The organism is Bradyrhizobium sp. HKCCYLRH1030 (assembly GCF_051168395.1).
GTDB lineage: Bacteria > Pseudomonadota > Alphaproteobacteria > Rhizobiales > Xanthobacteraceae > Bradyrhizobium.
The window spans coordinates 407,944-422,270 of the sequence record NZ_JBNPUY010000002.1 but is presented as its reverse complement, the minus strand read 5'-3'; the positions used below and the strand labels follow the sequence as shown (position 1 = coordinate 422,270).

At 63.1% G+C, this 14,327-nt stretch carries 15 protein-coding genes; 6 read left to right on the top strand and 9 right to left on the bottom strand.

The window, feature by feature from the left end; all coding sequences use genetic code 11:
• The first annotated feature begins 258 nt into the window (after positions 1-258).
• From ACQR1E_RS07280 to ACQR1E_RS07265, 4 genes are all read left to right on the top strand, one after another.
• Positions 259-720 carry a nuclear transport factor 2 family protein gene (locus ACQR1E_RS07280; RefSeq protein WP_316226039.1) on the top strand — a complete coding sequence of 154 codons (462 nt, stop codon included), beginning with the start codon at positions 259-261 and terminating at the stop codon, positions 718-720.
• Positions 721-733: 13 nt separating this feature from the next.
• Positions 734-1,297, top strand: a complete 564-nt coding sequence (locus ACQR1E_RS07275) for a TetR/AcrR family transcriptional regulator (protein ID WP_316166320.1) — start codon at positions 734-736, stop codon at positions 1,295-1,297.
• A gap of 133 nt (positions 1,298-1,430) precedes the next feature.
• Complete coding sequence (locus ACQR1E_RS07270; RefSeq protein ID WP_316166319.1) at positions 1,431-2,444, top strand: formamidase; 1,014 nt, start codon at positions 1,431-1,433, stop codon at positions 2,442-2,444.
• A 105-nt stretch (positions 2,445-2,549) separates the two neighbouring features.
• Entirely contained in the window at positions 2,550-3,746 is a 1,197-nt protein-coding gene (locus ACQR1E_RS07265) for an acyl-CoA dehydrogenase family protein (protein ID WP_434896855.1), read from the top strand.
• 13 nt (positions 3,747-3,759) lie between these two features.
• On the opposite strand, the gene ACQR1E_RS07260 is transcribed toward ACQR1E_RS07265, so the two are convergent.
• The 9 genes from ACQR1E_RS07260 to ACQR1E_RS07220 all read right to left on the bottom strand — a co-directional run bounded on the left by ACQR1E_RS07260 (position 3,760) and on the right by ACQR1E_RS07220 (position 12,681).
• Positions 3,760-4,266 carry a hypothetical protein gene (locus ACQR1E_RS07260; protein ID WP_316166317.1) on the bottom strand — a complete coding sequence of 169 codons (507 nt, stop codon included), beginning with the start codon at positions 4,264-4,266 and terminating at the stop codon, positions 3,760-3,762.
• A 430-nt stretch (positions 4,267-4,696) separates the two neighbouring features.
• On the bottom strand, positions 4,697-5,317 hold the full coding sequence (locus tag ACQR1E_RS07255; RefSeq protein ID WP_316166316.1) for a hypothetical protein: 621 nt from the start codon (positions 5,315-5,317) through the stop codon (positions 4,697-4,699).
• 23 nt (positions 5,318-5,340) lie between these two features.
• Positions 5,341-6,687, bottom strand: a complete 1,347-nt coding sequence (locus tag ACQR1E_RS07250) for a type II and III secretion system protein family protein (protein WP_315784314.1) — start codon at positions 6,685-6,687, stop codon at positions 5,341-5,343.
• A gap of 2 nt (positions 6,688-6,689) precedes the next feature.
• A complete protein-coding gene (locus ACQR1E_RS07245) occupies positions 6,690-7,382 on the bottom strand; it encodes a tetratricopeptide repeat protein (protein ID WP_315784312.1) in 693 nt (230 codons plus the stop codon).
• 76 nt (positions 7,383-7,458) lie between these two features.
• Entirely contained in the window at positions 7,459-9,474 is a 2,016-nt protein-coding gene (locus ACQR1E_RS07240; RefSeq protein WP_316189442.1) for a flagellar biosynthesis protein FlhA, read from the bottom strand.
• Between the two features lie 54 nt (positions 9,475-9,528).
• Positions 9,529-10,518, bottom strand: a complete 990-nt coding sequence (locus tag ACQR1E_RS07235) for a SctD/MshK family protein (RefSeq protein WP_316189443.1) — start codon at positions 10,516-10,518, stop codon at positions 9,529-9,531.
• A 513-nt stretch (positions 10,519-11,031) separates the two neighbouring features.
• Positions 11,032-11,484: a hypothetical protein gene (locus tag ACQR1E_RS07230; protein ID WP_315751842.1), complete on the bottom strand. Its 453-nt coding sequence runs from the start codon at positions 11,482-11,484 to the stop codon at positions 11,032-11,034.
• Between the two features lie 326 nt (positions 11,485-11,810).
• Positions 11,811-12,023 carry a hypothetical protein gene (locus ACQR1E_RS07225; RefSeq protein WP_315751843.1) on the bottom strand — a complete coding sequence of 71 codons (213 nt, stop codon included), beginning with the start codon at positions 12,021-12,023 and terminating at the stop codon, positions 11,811-11,813.
• 61 nt (positions 12,024-12,084) lie between these two features.
• Positions 12,085-12,681, bottom strand: a complete 597-nt coding sequence (locus ACQR1E_RS07220; RefSeq protein ID WP_315751844.1) for a nodulation protein NolW — start codon at positions 12,679-12,681, stop codon at positions 12,085-12,087.
• Positions 12,682-13,024: 343 nt separating this feature from the next.
• Here ACQR1E_RS07220 and ACQR1E_RS07215 point away from each other — a divergent pair, with 343 nt between their 5' ends.
• Together ACQR1E_RS07215 and sctJ are read left to right on the top strand one after the other, a co-directional pair.
• A complete protein-coding gene (locus tag ACQR1E_RS07215; protein ID WP_315825611.1) occupies positions 13,025-13,462 on the top strand; it encodes a hypothetical protein in 438 nt (145 codons plus the stop codon).
• Positions 13,463-13,464: 2 nt separating this feature from the next.
• On the top strand, positions 13,465-14,322 hold the full coding sequence (gene sctJ, locus ACQR1E_RS07210; protein ID WP_434842514.1) for a type III secretion system inner membrane ring lipoprotein SctJ: 858 nt from the start codon (positions 13,465-13,467) through the stop codon (positions 14,320-14,322).
• The last annotated feature ends 5 nt before the right edge of the window (positions 14,323-14,327 follow it).

Below are 14,327 nucleotides of genomic sequence, written 5' to 3'. Positions count from 1 at the left end.
GGCCGACGGACCGTGTCGCCCCCGCGGCGCGGTCGGTTCCCTTAGCAGATCATCGAATTTCCGTTGAGCACACAAGGGTCCTGACTGTCGCGACGCGCACATTTGGTAGAGGGGCACCGCAGGGATAGTAGGCCCTCGCGCGTCGACGCGGATTGCGCACGGCCGAGCCTGTGCCTGGAGCTCCGCTCGACATCTGAGGGTTGACGGTGTGTACCGATCGGTATAGTCCGTACGATATAGTACACAAGGAGATGTCCCGTGAGCTCTCTCGCCCCGCCGTTCACGCTGCAGACCGCCACCCAGAAGGTGCGCATGGCCGAGGATGGCTGGAACAGCCGCGACCCCGAGCGCGTGTCGCTGGTCTACACGCCCGACAGCCGGTGGCGGAATCGGGCCGAGTTCATCACCGGCCGCGCCGAGATCGTCGCCTTCCTCTCCCGCAAATGGGCCAAGGAGCTCGACTACCGCCTGATCAAGGAAATCTGGGCCCACGGCGACAACCGGATCGCGGTGCGCTTCGCCTATGAGTGGCACGACGACAGCGGCAACTGGTTTCGCTCCTACGGCAACGAGAATTGGGAGTTCGACGCGCAGGGGCTGATGCAGCGCCGTTACGCCTGCATCAATGACCTGCCGATCAAGGCGGTCGATCGCAAATTCCACTGGCCTCTCGGGCGCCGGCCGGACGATCATCCCGGACTGACCGACTTGGGACTTTGACGCAGGGAGAGCCATGCGGACGCTCAACGAGCGCGCCGACGTCATCCCGCTGATTGCCGAGGTGTTCCGCGAGTTCGGCTTCGAGGGCACCTCGCTCAGCCGGATCACCGAGATGACGGGATTGGGCAAAGGCAGCCTCTATCACTTCTTTCCAGGCGGGAAGGACGAGATGGGGCGGGCGGTGCTGGCGCATGTCGACGCCTGGTTCGAGCGCGAGATCTATGCGCCGCTGCGCGATGATCCGCCGGAGCAGTCGATCGCGCGGATGTGGAGTGGCGTCGACGACTACTTCCGTTCCGGCCGACGCGTCTGCCTCGTCGGGGCGTTCGCGCTCGACGAGACGCGGGATCGCTTCGCCGCCGCCATCGCCAGCTACTTCACACGCTGGATCGAGGCCTTGCGCGATGCGCTGATCCGCGACGGCTGGCCGGCGGCACAGGCCGCCGACGGCGCCGAGGAGGTGGTGCTCGGCATCCAGGGTGCACTGGTGCTGGCGCGCGCAACCGGTGAGGCGGCCGTTTTCGGCCGCGCGCTGACGCGGTTCCAAGCGCGCCTGCAACGATCATCCGTCGTCTGACTCCCGAAGCGCCGGCGACCGCTGCCTCAGCAAGCGGCAAATGGCGGGCTGAAATATCGGCGCGCGGCTCTCGTGAAATCGTGGTTGTCTTGGGCAACGTCTCGAGCAGTGGCGACATCCAGGGAGGTCCGGCATGAACGGGTTAGGCGGTCTCAATAAATCCGACAACGGCGTGGTCATCGGCCTGGTGCAGCTGCAGCTGCCGGTCGTTGTGAGCAAGGACGACCTCGCGCGGCAGACCGAGAAGATCGTCTGGATGGTCGGCAAGGCCCGGCGGAATCTCGGCACCATGGATCTCGTGGTGTTCCCGGAATACTCGCTACACGGGCTGTCGATGGACACCAATCCCGAGATCATGTGCCGGCTCGACGGGCCGGAGGTCGCCGCGTTCAGGCAGGCCTGCATCGACAACAAGATCTGGGGCTGCTTCTCGATCATGGAGCACAACCCCGACGGCAACCCCTACAATTCGGGTCTGATCATCGACGACCACGGCGACATCAAGCTGTATTACCGCAAGCTGCATCCGTGGATTCCGGTCGAGCCGTGGGAGCCCGGCGATCTCGGCATACCCGTGATCGAGGGACCGCGCGGCGCCAAGATCGCGCTCATCATCTGCCATGACGGCATGTTCCCGGAGATGGCGCGGGAATGCGCCTACAAGGGCGCCGAAATCATGATTCGCACCGCCGGCTACACCGCGCCGATCCGCGACAGCTGGCGCTTCACCAATCAGGCCAATGCGTTCCAGAACCTGATGGTGACGGCCAATGTCTGCATGTGCGGCTCCGACGGCTCGTTCGATTCGATGGGCGAGGGCATGATCGTCAATTTCGACGGCAGCATCATCGCGCACGGCACGACGGGGCGCGCCGACGAGATCATCACCGCCGAGGTGCGCCCCGATCTCGTGCGCGAGGCTCGCATCAACTGGGGCGTCGAGAACAACATCTACCAGCTCTGGCACCGCGGCTATGTCGCGGTGAAAGGTGGCGCGATGGACTGCCCTTACACCTTCATGCACGACATGGTCGCCGGCACTTATCGGTTGCCGTGGGAGGATCATGTCAAGATCACCGACGGCACCTCCTGCGGCTTCCCGGCGCCGACGCGCGTGTTCGGCAAGCTCGGCAAGGCGGCGGAGTGAAGCGCACCGGACGCGGCGGGTCGCGGATGACGCTGCCGGAACCTTGACAAGCCGATCGATCGCCAATTATTTTATACTTAAAATAATATGGCGGACAGATCCATCATGAGTGCATCGGCCAAGGTCATCCCGCGCGACTGGCTCGACTGGCCGTTCTTCGAGCCGCGGCATCATCGGCTGTGCGAGGCGCTCGATCGCTTCGTCGGCTCCGGCGTCCTCGACGACGTCGATCACGACGACGTTGACACCGCCTGCCGCAAGATCGTGCGCGCGCTTGGTGCCGCAGGCTTGCTCGACAGCGCCGTCGTGGCGCCCGATGCGGATGCCGGCGCGATCGACTCGCGCGCGATCTGCCTGTCGCGCGAAACGCTCGCTTATGCCGACGGCCTCGCCGATTTCGCCTTCGCCATGCAGGGACTGGGCTCCGGCGCCATCGCGCTCGGCGGCTCGCCGGAGCTGCGCGCCAGTGTGCTGCCCAAGGTGCGCGCCGGCGAATGGCTCGCGGCCTTCGCGCTGTCGGAGAAGGAGGCGGGCTCCGATGTCGCCGCGATGGCCTGCGCGGCGCGGCTGGACGGCGATACTTGCGTGCTCGATGGCGAGAAGACCTGGATTTCCAACGGCGGCATCGCCGACGTCTACACGCTGTTCGCCCGCACCGGCGAGGCGCCCGGCGCGCGCGGCATCTCCGCCTTCGTCGTGTTTCCCGACGATCCGGGGTTCTCCGTGGCCGAGCGCATCGAGGTGATCGCACCGCATCCCCTGGCGACGCTCCGCCTGCAGAATTGCCGCATCCCGGCCAACCGCCGGCTCGGCGCGCCCGGCGGCGGCTTCAAGCTGGCGATGCAGACGCTCGACATCTTCCGCGCCTCGGTGGCGGCCGCCGCCCTCGGCTTCGGCCGTCGCGCGCTCGACGAGGCGCAGGCGCATGCGCAGAGCCGCAAGATGTTCGGCGCCACGTTGTCGGACTTGCAGATGACGCAGGCGGCGTTCGGCGAGATGGCGACCGAGACCGATGCCGCCGCGCTCCTGACCTACCGCGCGGCCTGGCGCCGCGACGTGCAGAAGCTGCCGACCACGCGCGAGGCCGCGATGGCCAAGCTCACGGCCACCGAGACCGCCCAGCGCGTCATCGACCGTGCCCTGCAGATGTTCGGCGGCCGCGGCGTCCGCAAGGGCGAGATCGTGGAGAGCCTCTACCGCGAGATCCGCGCGCTGCGCATCTATGAAGGCGCGACCGAAGTGCAGAAGCTGATCGTCGCGCGCGAGTTCCTGAAGTCGCGGGCCGGCGTGGTGCGCGGCTGAGGCGCGCTGCGCGTCAGGCCCGCAGACGCAAGGGCGCGTGCCAGCCGGGATCTCTGTCGCACGCAGCCTCGCCCATGGTCACGCGGCGGCCTCGGTCGTCACGCAGCAGTTGGATTTCGATCTCGTCGAAGGCGAACCGGGCGATCGCCTGCAATGGGTCGACCACCCGTTTTCCGAACGTCCACGGATCGGAGTTTCCGCGCGGCATGGGAAACGCGAAAGGACGCGAGGGGATGCGGAAGAGAAGGCGGCCATCCCGGGACTCGCGATCGCGCAGCTCAGGTTGCCGCATGCCGACGTGACTCAGATAGGCTTGGCAGGCCTGCTCTCGTAGCGAGATGGTCACCCTGAAGCCCGTGAAGTCGATGTCGCCGCGCATGTACTGATCGTAGACCAGTGCCTCCTTCACCTCGACGCTGCCCAGTGCGCTGCCGCTCTCGTCCGGCCGAAAAGAGAAGAAGCGGTCCGAACACATGTGATTGTAAGGGACGATGTCGTGGCGCGGCGGTCGCTGCGTCAAAGCCCGATCCAGGCCGCTGCAAAAGCCGATGTCATCTATGTCGCCGCGGACAGGCTCGAAAAAGAGTCCTTTGGGGGGGAGCGACGTCTTCGTGCAGCGAACTCGAAGAGACCGATGGAGAGAGCGACTTAGCCGCGTAATCCAACACGGACAACTTGATAGCTGAGCCAACGCGCCGTGACGCTGCGACGTCGAGATCCGCTGTCTCGAACCCGACCGCGTCTTCAAGTGGAAGTCGGAGGCGTACCTCCTCTGGATACTTCGCCCCCGACCTCTTTCGCAGGAAAATATTAGAGCTCTCCGAGGGCTTGCGATCAAGAAATCTGCGGATCAACGGCACCATCGCTTCCGCTTTATCCTTGAGCAACGTGCGACGCTGAAGTTTCTCCAGGTCGGAATGGCGACTGGCTGAGCTCTCCGGCTTGAACAATCATTGCGCGGGATGAGCCGTGGTCTGCGGGTGGTCCTCGCCGGTTGGTTCGGCACGGGTTGGTTGCTCCCCGCGCAAATTCGCGACCGCGCGGGTGGCCGGTTCCCCTTCCGCGCGGCTACGTCCTTTTCCGGCTTGAAGATCCTCCGGATCCGCAACCATGCCGCCAAAGGCCGCAGCCGTGCTGCAGCCGAGGGCCGGATCGGCATCATTGTCGGCGAAGATGCCGCGATTGAAGCCATCCGACAGATGGCAGCGAACGGAGCTGATGAGCAGGCGATCGATGTGAACACGCGTCGCGTGGTGCACTGCCGAGGCAACGTCGTGCCTGACGTGGGAGCGATCCACGCCGGCTCGGATGATGGAATGCTCGATCGCCGCCGTGCATGGCCCCGGCGGTCCTTCGATCCAGGCACGGACGCTTTCAGGGCGGCCATTCGCCGTCGCGGCCACGAAGTGTTCGACGCCGGAACTCGCCGCAGAACAGCGTCCTGCAGGTACATCGTAGACGTAATGAACGGTCTCACCTGCGAGCTGCGGTGGCGGTGCCGTCCGGTCCACAGCGCAGCCTGCAGCCAGCACCGCGAGGGCAATGGCGAGGCCGCTTCTGATCGGTGCCATGTTTATCGCTCCTTGGAGGACCGTCATTCGATCAGGAAGCCGGCATCGCCACGCAATCTCCGGCCCGGCACCGGCACCTCGATCGGGCCTGCCCCGGGGCGAGTCGTTCCAAGACGGCCGAATATGATGCGCTCAAGCTCGGAAGGCGGCCCGACGAAGTCGGTCGGGACCGGTATGCGTGCCGATTCGCTGATCGGGCGAACGATTGTCGGCGTGACGATGATGATCAGTTCGGATTCGTTCTTCCGGAACTGTGTCGACCTGAACAGAGCGCCCAGTACCGGCAGGTCGCCCAGCCCCGGCAACATGTCCAGGCCGGTGTTGAACTTGTTCTGCAGCAGTCCGGCGATTACGAAGCTCTCCCCGCTGCCGAGCTCGACTGTGGTCTCCGCCCGCCGGGTAATCAGGCTCGGGACGCGGGCGCCGTTCATGATCAGGGCGCCTTCGTTCGAGAGCTCGCTGACCTCGGGCTTGACCTGCAGGTTGACCAGACGATCGGAGAGTACCGTCGGTGTGAACTCCAGTCCCACGCCGTAGCGACGAAAGTCGATCGAGATGCGGTCCAGCCCTTGGGCGACGGGGATCGGAAATTCGCCGCCTGCCAGGAAGTTCGCCTTCTGACCCGAAACAGCGGTGAGCGTCGGTTCTGCCAGGATTGAAACCAGTCCCTCCTGAGCGAGCGCATCCACGATGGCAGTCACACTGTAGCTGCCGTTTGCCGGCGTATTGATCCTCCCTGAGGCCGCCGACGAGAGCCCAAAGCTGAAGCCACCGGCCGAGCCTGCGGCCTCCCAGTTGACGCCGAGTTGCTTCACCGCGTTGCGCGAGACTTCGGCAATACGGACCCGCAGGTTCACCTGCGTGCTACCGCCTATCTTCAACTGATTGAGCAGCACCTCGTCCTCGCCGAGGAACTGCGCGCAGGTGGAGCGGACCTTCTCGGCGATGTCGGCGTTGGGCACCAGCCCGCTCAGCACCGCGCCGCGCGGCGTCCGCGACAGCCTGACGTCGAGGTCTGCGAATTGAGCTCGCAGCAGCTGCCGTAGATCACTCTCGTCATAGGCAATCGCAATCCGGAACGTCGCGACGGTCGCGCCGGAATCGTCGAGCGCGAAGAGCGTCGTACGGCCGGGCTTTTTGCCGAAAACGAAGACGCGGTTGGCGGCCGCGACCTGGACGTCCGCAACAGCCGGCTCGGCGACGAAGACCTTGGAAGCCGGACGGGGCAAGGTCAGCATCTCGCCCTGAGACGCGTAGATTCGCACCTGTTGCCGCGCGTTGGATGATGCCGGCGCGCAATGAACCAGCATCGTAAGGATCACCACGATCGAGGTCAGCCAGGCGGATGGCGAAATTCGAAACGGTCCCATCGTCAGCGCCGCATCGCCGAAAGCATCTCGAGATTGAGCCTCACGTCCTCTTCCCGAAGGTCGACCCGCGCAAGCTTGGCGGCGCCATCGCGATCTCCGCTCAGCGCCATAGCGATCACGAGGTTCTGGCGTGCACGAGGCGAGGCGCTCTCACCGAGCGCGATCGGCCGCAGAACCGTCATCGCGTCGGCGTACCGGCCCGTCAAGGTAAGCGACAGGCCCAGATTGTTGCTTGCGATCATGTCGGCGGGGGCGATTGCGAGCACCTGACGATAGGCTGTCTGAGCTTCGTCATGGCGGCCGAGCATGTCGAGAGCCACTCCGAGGCCGTTGAGCGCCGGAATGTTCTCGGGGTCCGAGGTGAGCACGCTGGTAAAGATTGCCAGGGCAGGCTCGGCTTGATGTCTGGCGAGCTCGCTTCGCGCTTTTCTGATTCGATCGTCCTTGTCTTCCATCCCGGCGACTTGGTTGGCGGGAGCTGCTGCGGCTGCCGTGGAGGCCGGGAGATTGCGACCCTCGACCGAGGCGCGTGCGGTCGTGGGCGTCGGCACCGGTCCGCCAATGTCTGGGCTCAGCGACGAACAGGCGCAGAGCAGACCGGCGATGCTGCCAGCCAGCGCCATTCGCCTGCAAACACCGGCACTTGGTTTCAGATGGTTGTTGAACGCGGTTTCCCGGCCTTCAGAGCTACGCATGTACTTCCTACGGATATTGCACTGTCTTATAGTTCAGGTCTCGAAACCTCGCAGGTGTCGTCGCGGGTTGACTGGTTCATTGCATCGCCGGGATCGGGGAAGGTTCAGCCTGCTCGCGTGATTCATCCAATCCAAGGACGGCGATCGGCTCGACCCGAAAGTCCTTTGAGATTTCCTGATAGGAGAGCACGACCACATTGAGACCGGACGGCGCAAGCAGCGTCCAGACCACCCGGCGCAGGTCGGCGGAGGCCAGTACAATACTCGGCGATGCGGCAAGATGATCGACGTCGGCAAGCTGCCGGGTCAACGCATCAAGCAGGCGCGTGCTGACGGCAGGATCGAGAGACGTCTGAGCGTTTTCATCGAGGGCGTGCACGGCCGTTCGGATCGCTTCCTCTGTCTGTCGATCAAGCACGAAGCAGCGCAAGGTCCGATCAAATCCTGAGCTTTCGAAGCAGATCTGCCGGCGCAGCGCCAGCCGCACGTGCTCGACCAGCATGACGCTGCTCTGCTCCCGCATTCCCCACTCGGCCAGCGTCTCAAGAATCAGCCGCAGATTGCGGATGGACACCCGCTCGTCGAGCAGCCGGCGAAGGACATCGGTGATGCGCTGTGTAGGGACCACACGCAAGGCCTCGCGCACCAAGTCGGCGTAGTCAGCCTCTAACTGGTTGAGCAGGCGCTTGGTCTCCTGTATGCCGAGGAACTCCGGCGCATAGCGGACAAGAACGCGCCGCAGCTCGGCATCGACTGCGGAGATGGCCGCTCCCCCCGCCGTTCGGGTTGTCGGCTGATCCAGTTCACCGGACGAGAGCAGAAGAGGCACGCCATGCAGCTCGATCCTGAAATGACCGGGCGCCAGGGCGCTGCTTTCGTCGACTGCCGCCCCTGGACAGGCGCATCCGAGCCAGTCTGCCACGTCCTGTCGCGTCCGCCTGATCCGATCATGAATGCCGGCTCTCCGCAGTTCATCGCACAAGGCGGCTTCCGCGAGGATCATGATCGGTGCAGACTTGGCCGCCGGGATAGCGATCCGCGAACTTCTCGTGGGCTCTGACGGGTCGGACGGTTGCGCCGTGCCGGAGGTTCGTTGGGCTCGCCGTCGAGCCAAGAGCATCGCAACGCCGGAGCCGCCGAACACGGTGGCCATAAAAAGGAAAATCGGCGCCGGAAAACCCGGTACGAACGCCAGCCCGAGCATCATGAGACCGGCCAGCTGCAGGGATTGCGGCTGCGACGTGATCTGCTCCATGATCTCGGAACCAAGATTGCTCGGCGCTTCTGTCGCAACCCGGGTCACGACCGTTCCCGCCGCCATCGACACGAACAGCGCCGGGACTTGGGAGACCAAGCCGTCGCCGATCGTCAACAACGAGTAGAGCTGGATCGCTTCGCTGATACGCAGCCTGTGCTGCACGGTGCCGACAACGATGCCGCCAACGAGGTTGACGGCGATGATAATGAGACCGGCGATCGCATCACCTTTGACGAACTTCATGGCGCCGTCCATCGCTCCGTAGAGCTGGCTCTCGCGCTCCAGCCGGCGTCGGCGGCGCCGGGCCTCGGCCTGGTTGATGTCGCCGTTGCGAAGGTCGGCATCGATGCTCATCTGCTTCCCCGGCAGCGCATCGAGCGTGAATCGGGCAGCAACTTCGGCGACCCGTTCAGATCCTTTGGTGATGACGACGAACTGGACGATCGTGATGATCAGGAACACCACGAGCCCAACCACGACATTGCTGGAAACGACGAACTCGCCAAAGGTCTGAACGATGGACCCGGCATCGGCCTGGCTGAGCACTAGGCGCGTAATGGTGATGGAAATCGAGAGCCGGAACACCGTGGATATGAGAATGATTGCCGGAAGTGCGGAGAATTCGACCGCGGCGTTCAAGTAGAACGCCACCATCAGCAGCAGAATCGACGCGCCGATGTTGACGGACACCATGACGTCGACGAGCGCCGTCGGAATCGGCAGGATCATCGCCATGATCGTGCTGACGATCAGGATGACGACGAGAAGCTCGCGCTTGTCGTTCGACCAGCGGGTCAAGCTCTCGACAATGGCCGTCATAATCTGCGGTTCCATCCAAGCGGGATCGAAACCTTCGTCACATTGATCGAAACGCAGAGCGGCATGGTCTTACAAGCTCACGGCGAGCAGGTCTGCGCCGCGACGCAATACGACCCGATCTTGTTCAATTCGATCGACGATCCACCCTTCGCTGATAACGGCGCCTGCGAACAGCTTCTGACCGCGTCCATCAATGACATACGGCCCATTTCCGGCCCAAATCGCCTGAACGGTCAAAGGGGCGCTACGCTTTACAGATTTCGCCTCGACCTGGCTCGTCAACACGATGGCAATGCCGAACGTGCCGTCGAACCATCGCTCAATGTCGCGCCACCTGCCTAACGCCGCGGGTTCAATGCTTCCTCTCGCCGTGATGGCGTTTGAGTCGCTGACAATCTCGACGGTCGTGAGGCCCGCAGTCAGCAATCGCTGGCGCAGCGCGTCCGCCGCGCTGTTCAAATCCGCCACCGGCGCGCCGGGCTCCGCGCCGGCCCGTCCCGTTCTGTCCTGGCCGGGCAGTCGTGCGGGCGTAAGGGTGGGGGCGGGCGAATTGGGCGCGTGCCTGCTCGGATATTTCGTCGAACAGTCGGAGTCGCAGCGGGGGGATCTCAGCCGCTCAGCTGTGGCATAGCCGCCATCGCCGGGCACCTTGTCCGCACCAGCGGGAAATCCCTGCAGAAGCAGGGCTAGACAGACCAGGATCGCGGCGGTGCCGAGTCCATACCTCAAGAAGGTATAGCGGGTCGTTCTGCGCTTGCGGGTGAAGCGGAGCTGAATTCCATTCAGAACGACATCGGCCGGATAACGACTGATCCGTGCTTCTCCGGCACCGAGCAGGGTGCCGTTCAGCAGAACATTATCTGCGGTGCCTTCGATTTCGCAACAGTCCGCCTCTAGCGCGAACCGCGCGTGCAAAGGAGCCAGACAGTCATCCATGAGAACGACATCGGCGTCCATCGAGTGACCCACCAGATAGGTCCCGGCGTCGAGTTCTTGCCTGACCCCGGCATGAAGGCCCGATCGGATTGTGAGTTCGAATGGGGACGGTGATGCCGGCATTCTCTGCCTCTCCATCAGGGCCTAGCAGCCATGTTGGCAGCGGAGCGCTCGGTACGAACGCCCCGTGCCGTAAGCGGTTGGTAGCTGTCCGAGGGCGATCGCTGGATCAGCCGACGTTCGGGCGCTGCTGCGCGACCGTCTCGATCGATCCCCAGTGCGTCTTCTTGGTCGTGATCTCGGCATTCGTCTTGATCGCTTCGTCGAAGGCACTCTTCATCTTCGCGATCGCGCTATCGATGCTCGAGTTCGATGACGTCGTCGAAGAAACGGAGCCTGTTGAATGGGACATCGCTTTATCTCTCTATGTTCGTGTTGCGTTGAGGATTGGGCTGTCGGGGAATGCCCTCCAGCCGGGAAGTGATCGTTAGCGTTGTCCACGCTGATCACCTCTCGGCTGAAGCGGCGGCTTGGATCCCGTCCCGAGGCGCACCTTGTGAGGTACGCCTCTCGCGCTTCCTTCAACGTCCTGGTCTCATCGCTCTCGTCGCGTTGCGAGAATGAGGCCTCGTTGCTTTACTCAGCTCTGTCGGTGATATGGTTGTCGGCCGAGAGGTGTCCCGCGGAGCGGTCGCATGGCGATCCCGAGCTTGAATCCGCGAGTTGCAGAATGATCGAGGAAAGCTTGTCGAGGATGTTGTTCTTCGTCGCTTGGTCAAGGCCCTTTGCCTCTGAGACTTGGCTGACGAGCTGATTCAGCGTCTTGAGTATCGAGCTGTTCGCGCCGGGTTGATGGGATGGGCCGGACACGAGTTGCTTCAGGATCTTCGCGATCCCGTCGAGCAGCTGACCTTTGGCGGGATCGCTGGGCCCAGTGGAATTCGTGATCTGATGGGTCAGGTCACCAAGGATCTTGGCAACGCGGCCGTTGTTCCGCGCGTCGCACTGGCTCGGTCCGCCCCTCAGGATGCTGATGGCCGCCGAGATCAGAGCCGCCTTGTCTGCAGGTGTCTTTGCGTCCGCGACCAATCCAAGAACGTCCGATGCTATGGAAGACGTCCGCGGATCTTGCTGCTGCGAAGCGGGCGGCATCGACGACTGCCACCAATCCCCCGCATCACAGCGATGAGCCGGATGAGCTGACGACCCGCCGAGCGTGGGCTGAAATCCTGCAAAGCCGGGCCAGGACGACGCGTGTCCGTGCGGACCCATCATGTGACCGGTGTGAGCTTCACGTGAGGATGATGCGTGGGAGCTGACCCTAGACATGCAACTCTCTCCTTGTTTGCGATCCGATGTCTTATCTGTCTTGTTCTGAGCAAAGGGTCTAACGAGGCGTCAGTCGGCAGGCTCCGTCACGGATCCGGGGTTGCACTATTCTCGTCGCCAACGGATGCCATCTCCTGAATACCGTCCTGAGCAACAGTCATGAGCATGAACGCGGCCGCCTGCGGCATTGCGCTGAGAAACGCCTCCTCGAACTTTGCTTGATCCTCAGCCGAGACTGCCTCGCTGCTGCTCGAGGCGCTTGCCATCGCGGTCGTCATGCTCGATGCTTCTACGGCCATTCTGACCCTCCTTTGATCCGTCCGGTCGATCTGGCAGGACTTGCGAACCCGTTGATCTGCGTCATGGCACGTCGCCTGGGGCGTTGAGCTTGACCACTTGGACGTGCTCCCCGCGATAGACGGTGACGGACGATGGCTGGTCAGCTCGAGGCTTCAGTGCTGCGAGCGTACGCTCCACCGCTTGGATGTATTGCGGGGGACCCGAGACCAGGGCCATGTCGGCCTGCTTGATGGATCTGAGTGAGAATCGCGCGTCGGAGAGCGCGAGATCGCGAAGTGCGGCTTCGAGACGCTGGAGCGGCACGGCACCGAGTTGAACGAGCCTGCTCGAAGCTTCCTTGTTGCTAGTGACATAAATCCGGAAGCCGTCGAAATACCAGTCGAGTCCGTAGTTCCGGGATAGATGCTCGATGAATTCTCTTGCCTTGAGTTCAGGCAGAGGCCCGCGCACACGTCCCCGTACTTCCGGGCTCACCTCTAACCGCAGGCCGGTATTTCGTCCGAATTCCTGAAGAACGTTGCCAAGGTCTTGGTCGACGATGGTGTACCTGTAGGACTCGGTCGGCCAAGCAGGTTCACCCGCGTCTGCGGACGTGGTGTGGATTGCAGCCGCCGAGAGCGTCAGGCAGACGGTCGCGATCGCAGCCCCGCTGCGCAATGGGACCAGAACCCGAGATGCCAAAGGGTCGCATGGGAAAACGTGGCCTTCGTGCGGCCTTGTCGCGGAACAATCGTGGCAATCGTGTAGTTGATCGCGCGTACCCACGAGCAGACTCACATGTACTTGTTGCTATCAAGCTCATCTCATTCAATCACAGCGGTCGCGGGTGCGTCGGAGAATATATTAGGAAAATATTATGCTCTGCCCCGCTGGGCGCCGTGCAAAGCTCTGTCTGATCCGTTGTGCAAGCCATGGTCCGGCTGTCCTTGTGAGTCATTATTTGTTTGGAGTGAGCAATGGCGAGAGCACGAGGGGTCCTGAGACGGCATGGAGCGGTGACATGACGACGATTGCGCCGTTGGGTGGCGTCACAGCTTCCGGAACAGTTGGTGTCAGTTTCGGAGCCGTTGAGCCCGGAGCGGCCGCCCAGCAGTCGTTTCAGGACGCTCTGCATAGATCGGTCACTAAACTGCCTATGGAGCCTGAGCACGCCGTCGACCAACTCGGCGGCAAGGTGATGGAGTGGATGGAGAGTTCGTACGAGCGGGTCCAGCGCAATGTCGCGCCCGAGCTCAATCTCATGCCGGAGCCGGCAGCATCCGGTCCAGCATCTTCCAACATTGGCGGAACGGCCCTGGGAGCGGACAAGCCAGACGCGGGCCGTCAGGCCCTGCAAATGCTGGAGTACGCATTCTCGTTTGCCATTGAGGCGACGCTGATGTCGAAAATCTCGACCGAGTCAACCCGGATCTTCAACACGTTCTTGAAGGGACAATGAGAATGGCCGGTTGCGGCAAACAATGGCTGGCCGCTCGAGGGCGCGGATTGAATTTGGCGCTGGTGCTGGGCTTGGCGTTCATGCTGAGCGGTTGCAAGGGTGAGCTCTATAGCCGCTTGAGCGAGAAGGAGGCTAATCTGATGGTGGCCCTTCTGCTGCACCACGGCATCGCCGCCGACCGACTCCAGGCAAAGGACGGCAGCAATACTGTCAGGGTCGAGCAGGAGCGATTTGCCGACGCTGTGACGCTGCTGAATGCGTCCGGGTTGCCGCGTGCGAAGTTCGAAGACATGGGCAGCATATTCTCAAGCAATGGTCTGGTGTCGTCACCCACAGAGGAGCGAGTCAGGTTGATTCACGCGCTCAATCAAGAGTTGGCAAGGACGATCATGGAGATCGACGGAGTCATCTCTGCCCGAGTCCACGTGGTGCTGCCTAAGATAGACCCGTTGCGTCACGATCAGGTTCCGTCGTCGGCGGCATCGGTGTTCATCAAGCACGACGCGCGCGCCGAAATCGCCGTGCTCCTACCGCAGATCAAGACCCTCATTGCCAACAGTGTCGAAGGACTGACGTACGACAGGGTGGCCGTGGTTTTCGTGCGTGGCAGTTCGGATCCCGTCGAAGTCAGCCCCTCCACGTCGATCGAGACGACGGCATCCGTTCTATCTCACGACGGATCTGCCCTGCGTGACGGTCCGCTCATCCTGCAGGTGTCAGCCGCGGTAGGGCTGGGGCTGCTGGGATCGATCGGAATCTTCCAGCTCTGGCGCCGGGCACGCGTGGGATATGCGCAACGCAACGCGCCGCGTCGGGAGGCGCGAAGGCCGGCGCGTGATCGGCTGCGTGTCATATCCTAGTGCGA

Coding starts and splice junctions, on each gene's coding strand:
- ACQR1E_RS07235 (WP_316189443.1), bottom strand. CDS start 10,518: ATGCCGGCATCACCGTCCCCATTCGAACTCACAATCCGATCGGGCCTT.
- ACQR1E_RS07265 (WP_434896855.1), top strand. CDS start 2,550: ATGAGTGCATCGGCCAAGGTCATCCCGCGCGACTGGCTCGACTGGCCG.
- sctJ (WP_434842514.1), top strand. CDS start 13,465: ATGGCCGGTTGCGGCAAACAATGGCTGGCCGCTCGAGGGCGCGGATTG.
- ACQR1E_RS07245 (WP_315784312.1), bottom strand. CDS start 7,382: ATGCGTAGCTCTGAAGGCCGGGAAACCGCGTTCAACAACCATCTGAAA.
- ACQR1E_RS07215 (WP_315825611.1), top strand. CDS start 13,025: ATGACGACGATTGCGCCGTTGGGTGGCGTCACAGCTTCCGGAACAGTT.
- ACQR1E_RS07225 (WP_315751843.1), bottom strand. CDS start 12,023: ATGGCCGTAGAAGCATCGAGCATGACGACCGCGATGGCAAGCGCCTCG.
- ACQR1E_RS07250 (WP_315784314.1), bottom strand. CDS start 6,687: ATGGGACCGTTTCGAATTTCGCCATCCGCCTGGCTGACCTCGATCGTG.
- ACQR1E_RS07240 (WP_316189442.1), bottom strand. CDS start 9,474: ATGGAACCGCAGATTATGACGGCCATTGTCGAGAGCTTGACCCGCTGG.
- ACQR1E_RS07255 (WP_316166316.1), bottom strand. CDS start 5,317: ATGGCACCGATCAGAAGCGGCCTCGCCATTGCCCTCGCGGTGCTGGCT.
- ACQR1E_RS07275 (WP_316166320.1), top strand. CDS start 734: ATGCGGACGCTCAACGAGCGCGCCGACGTCATCCCGCTGATTGCCGAG.
- ACQR1E_RS07270 (WP_316166319.1), top strand. CDS start 1,431: ATGAACGGGTTAGGCGGTCTCAATAAATCCGACAACGGCGTGGTCATC.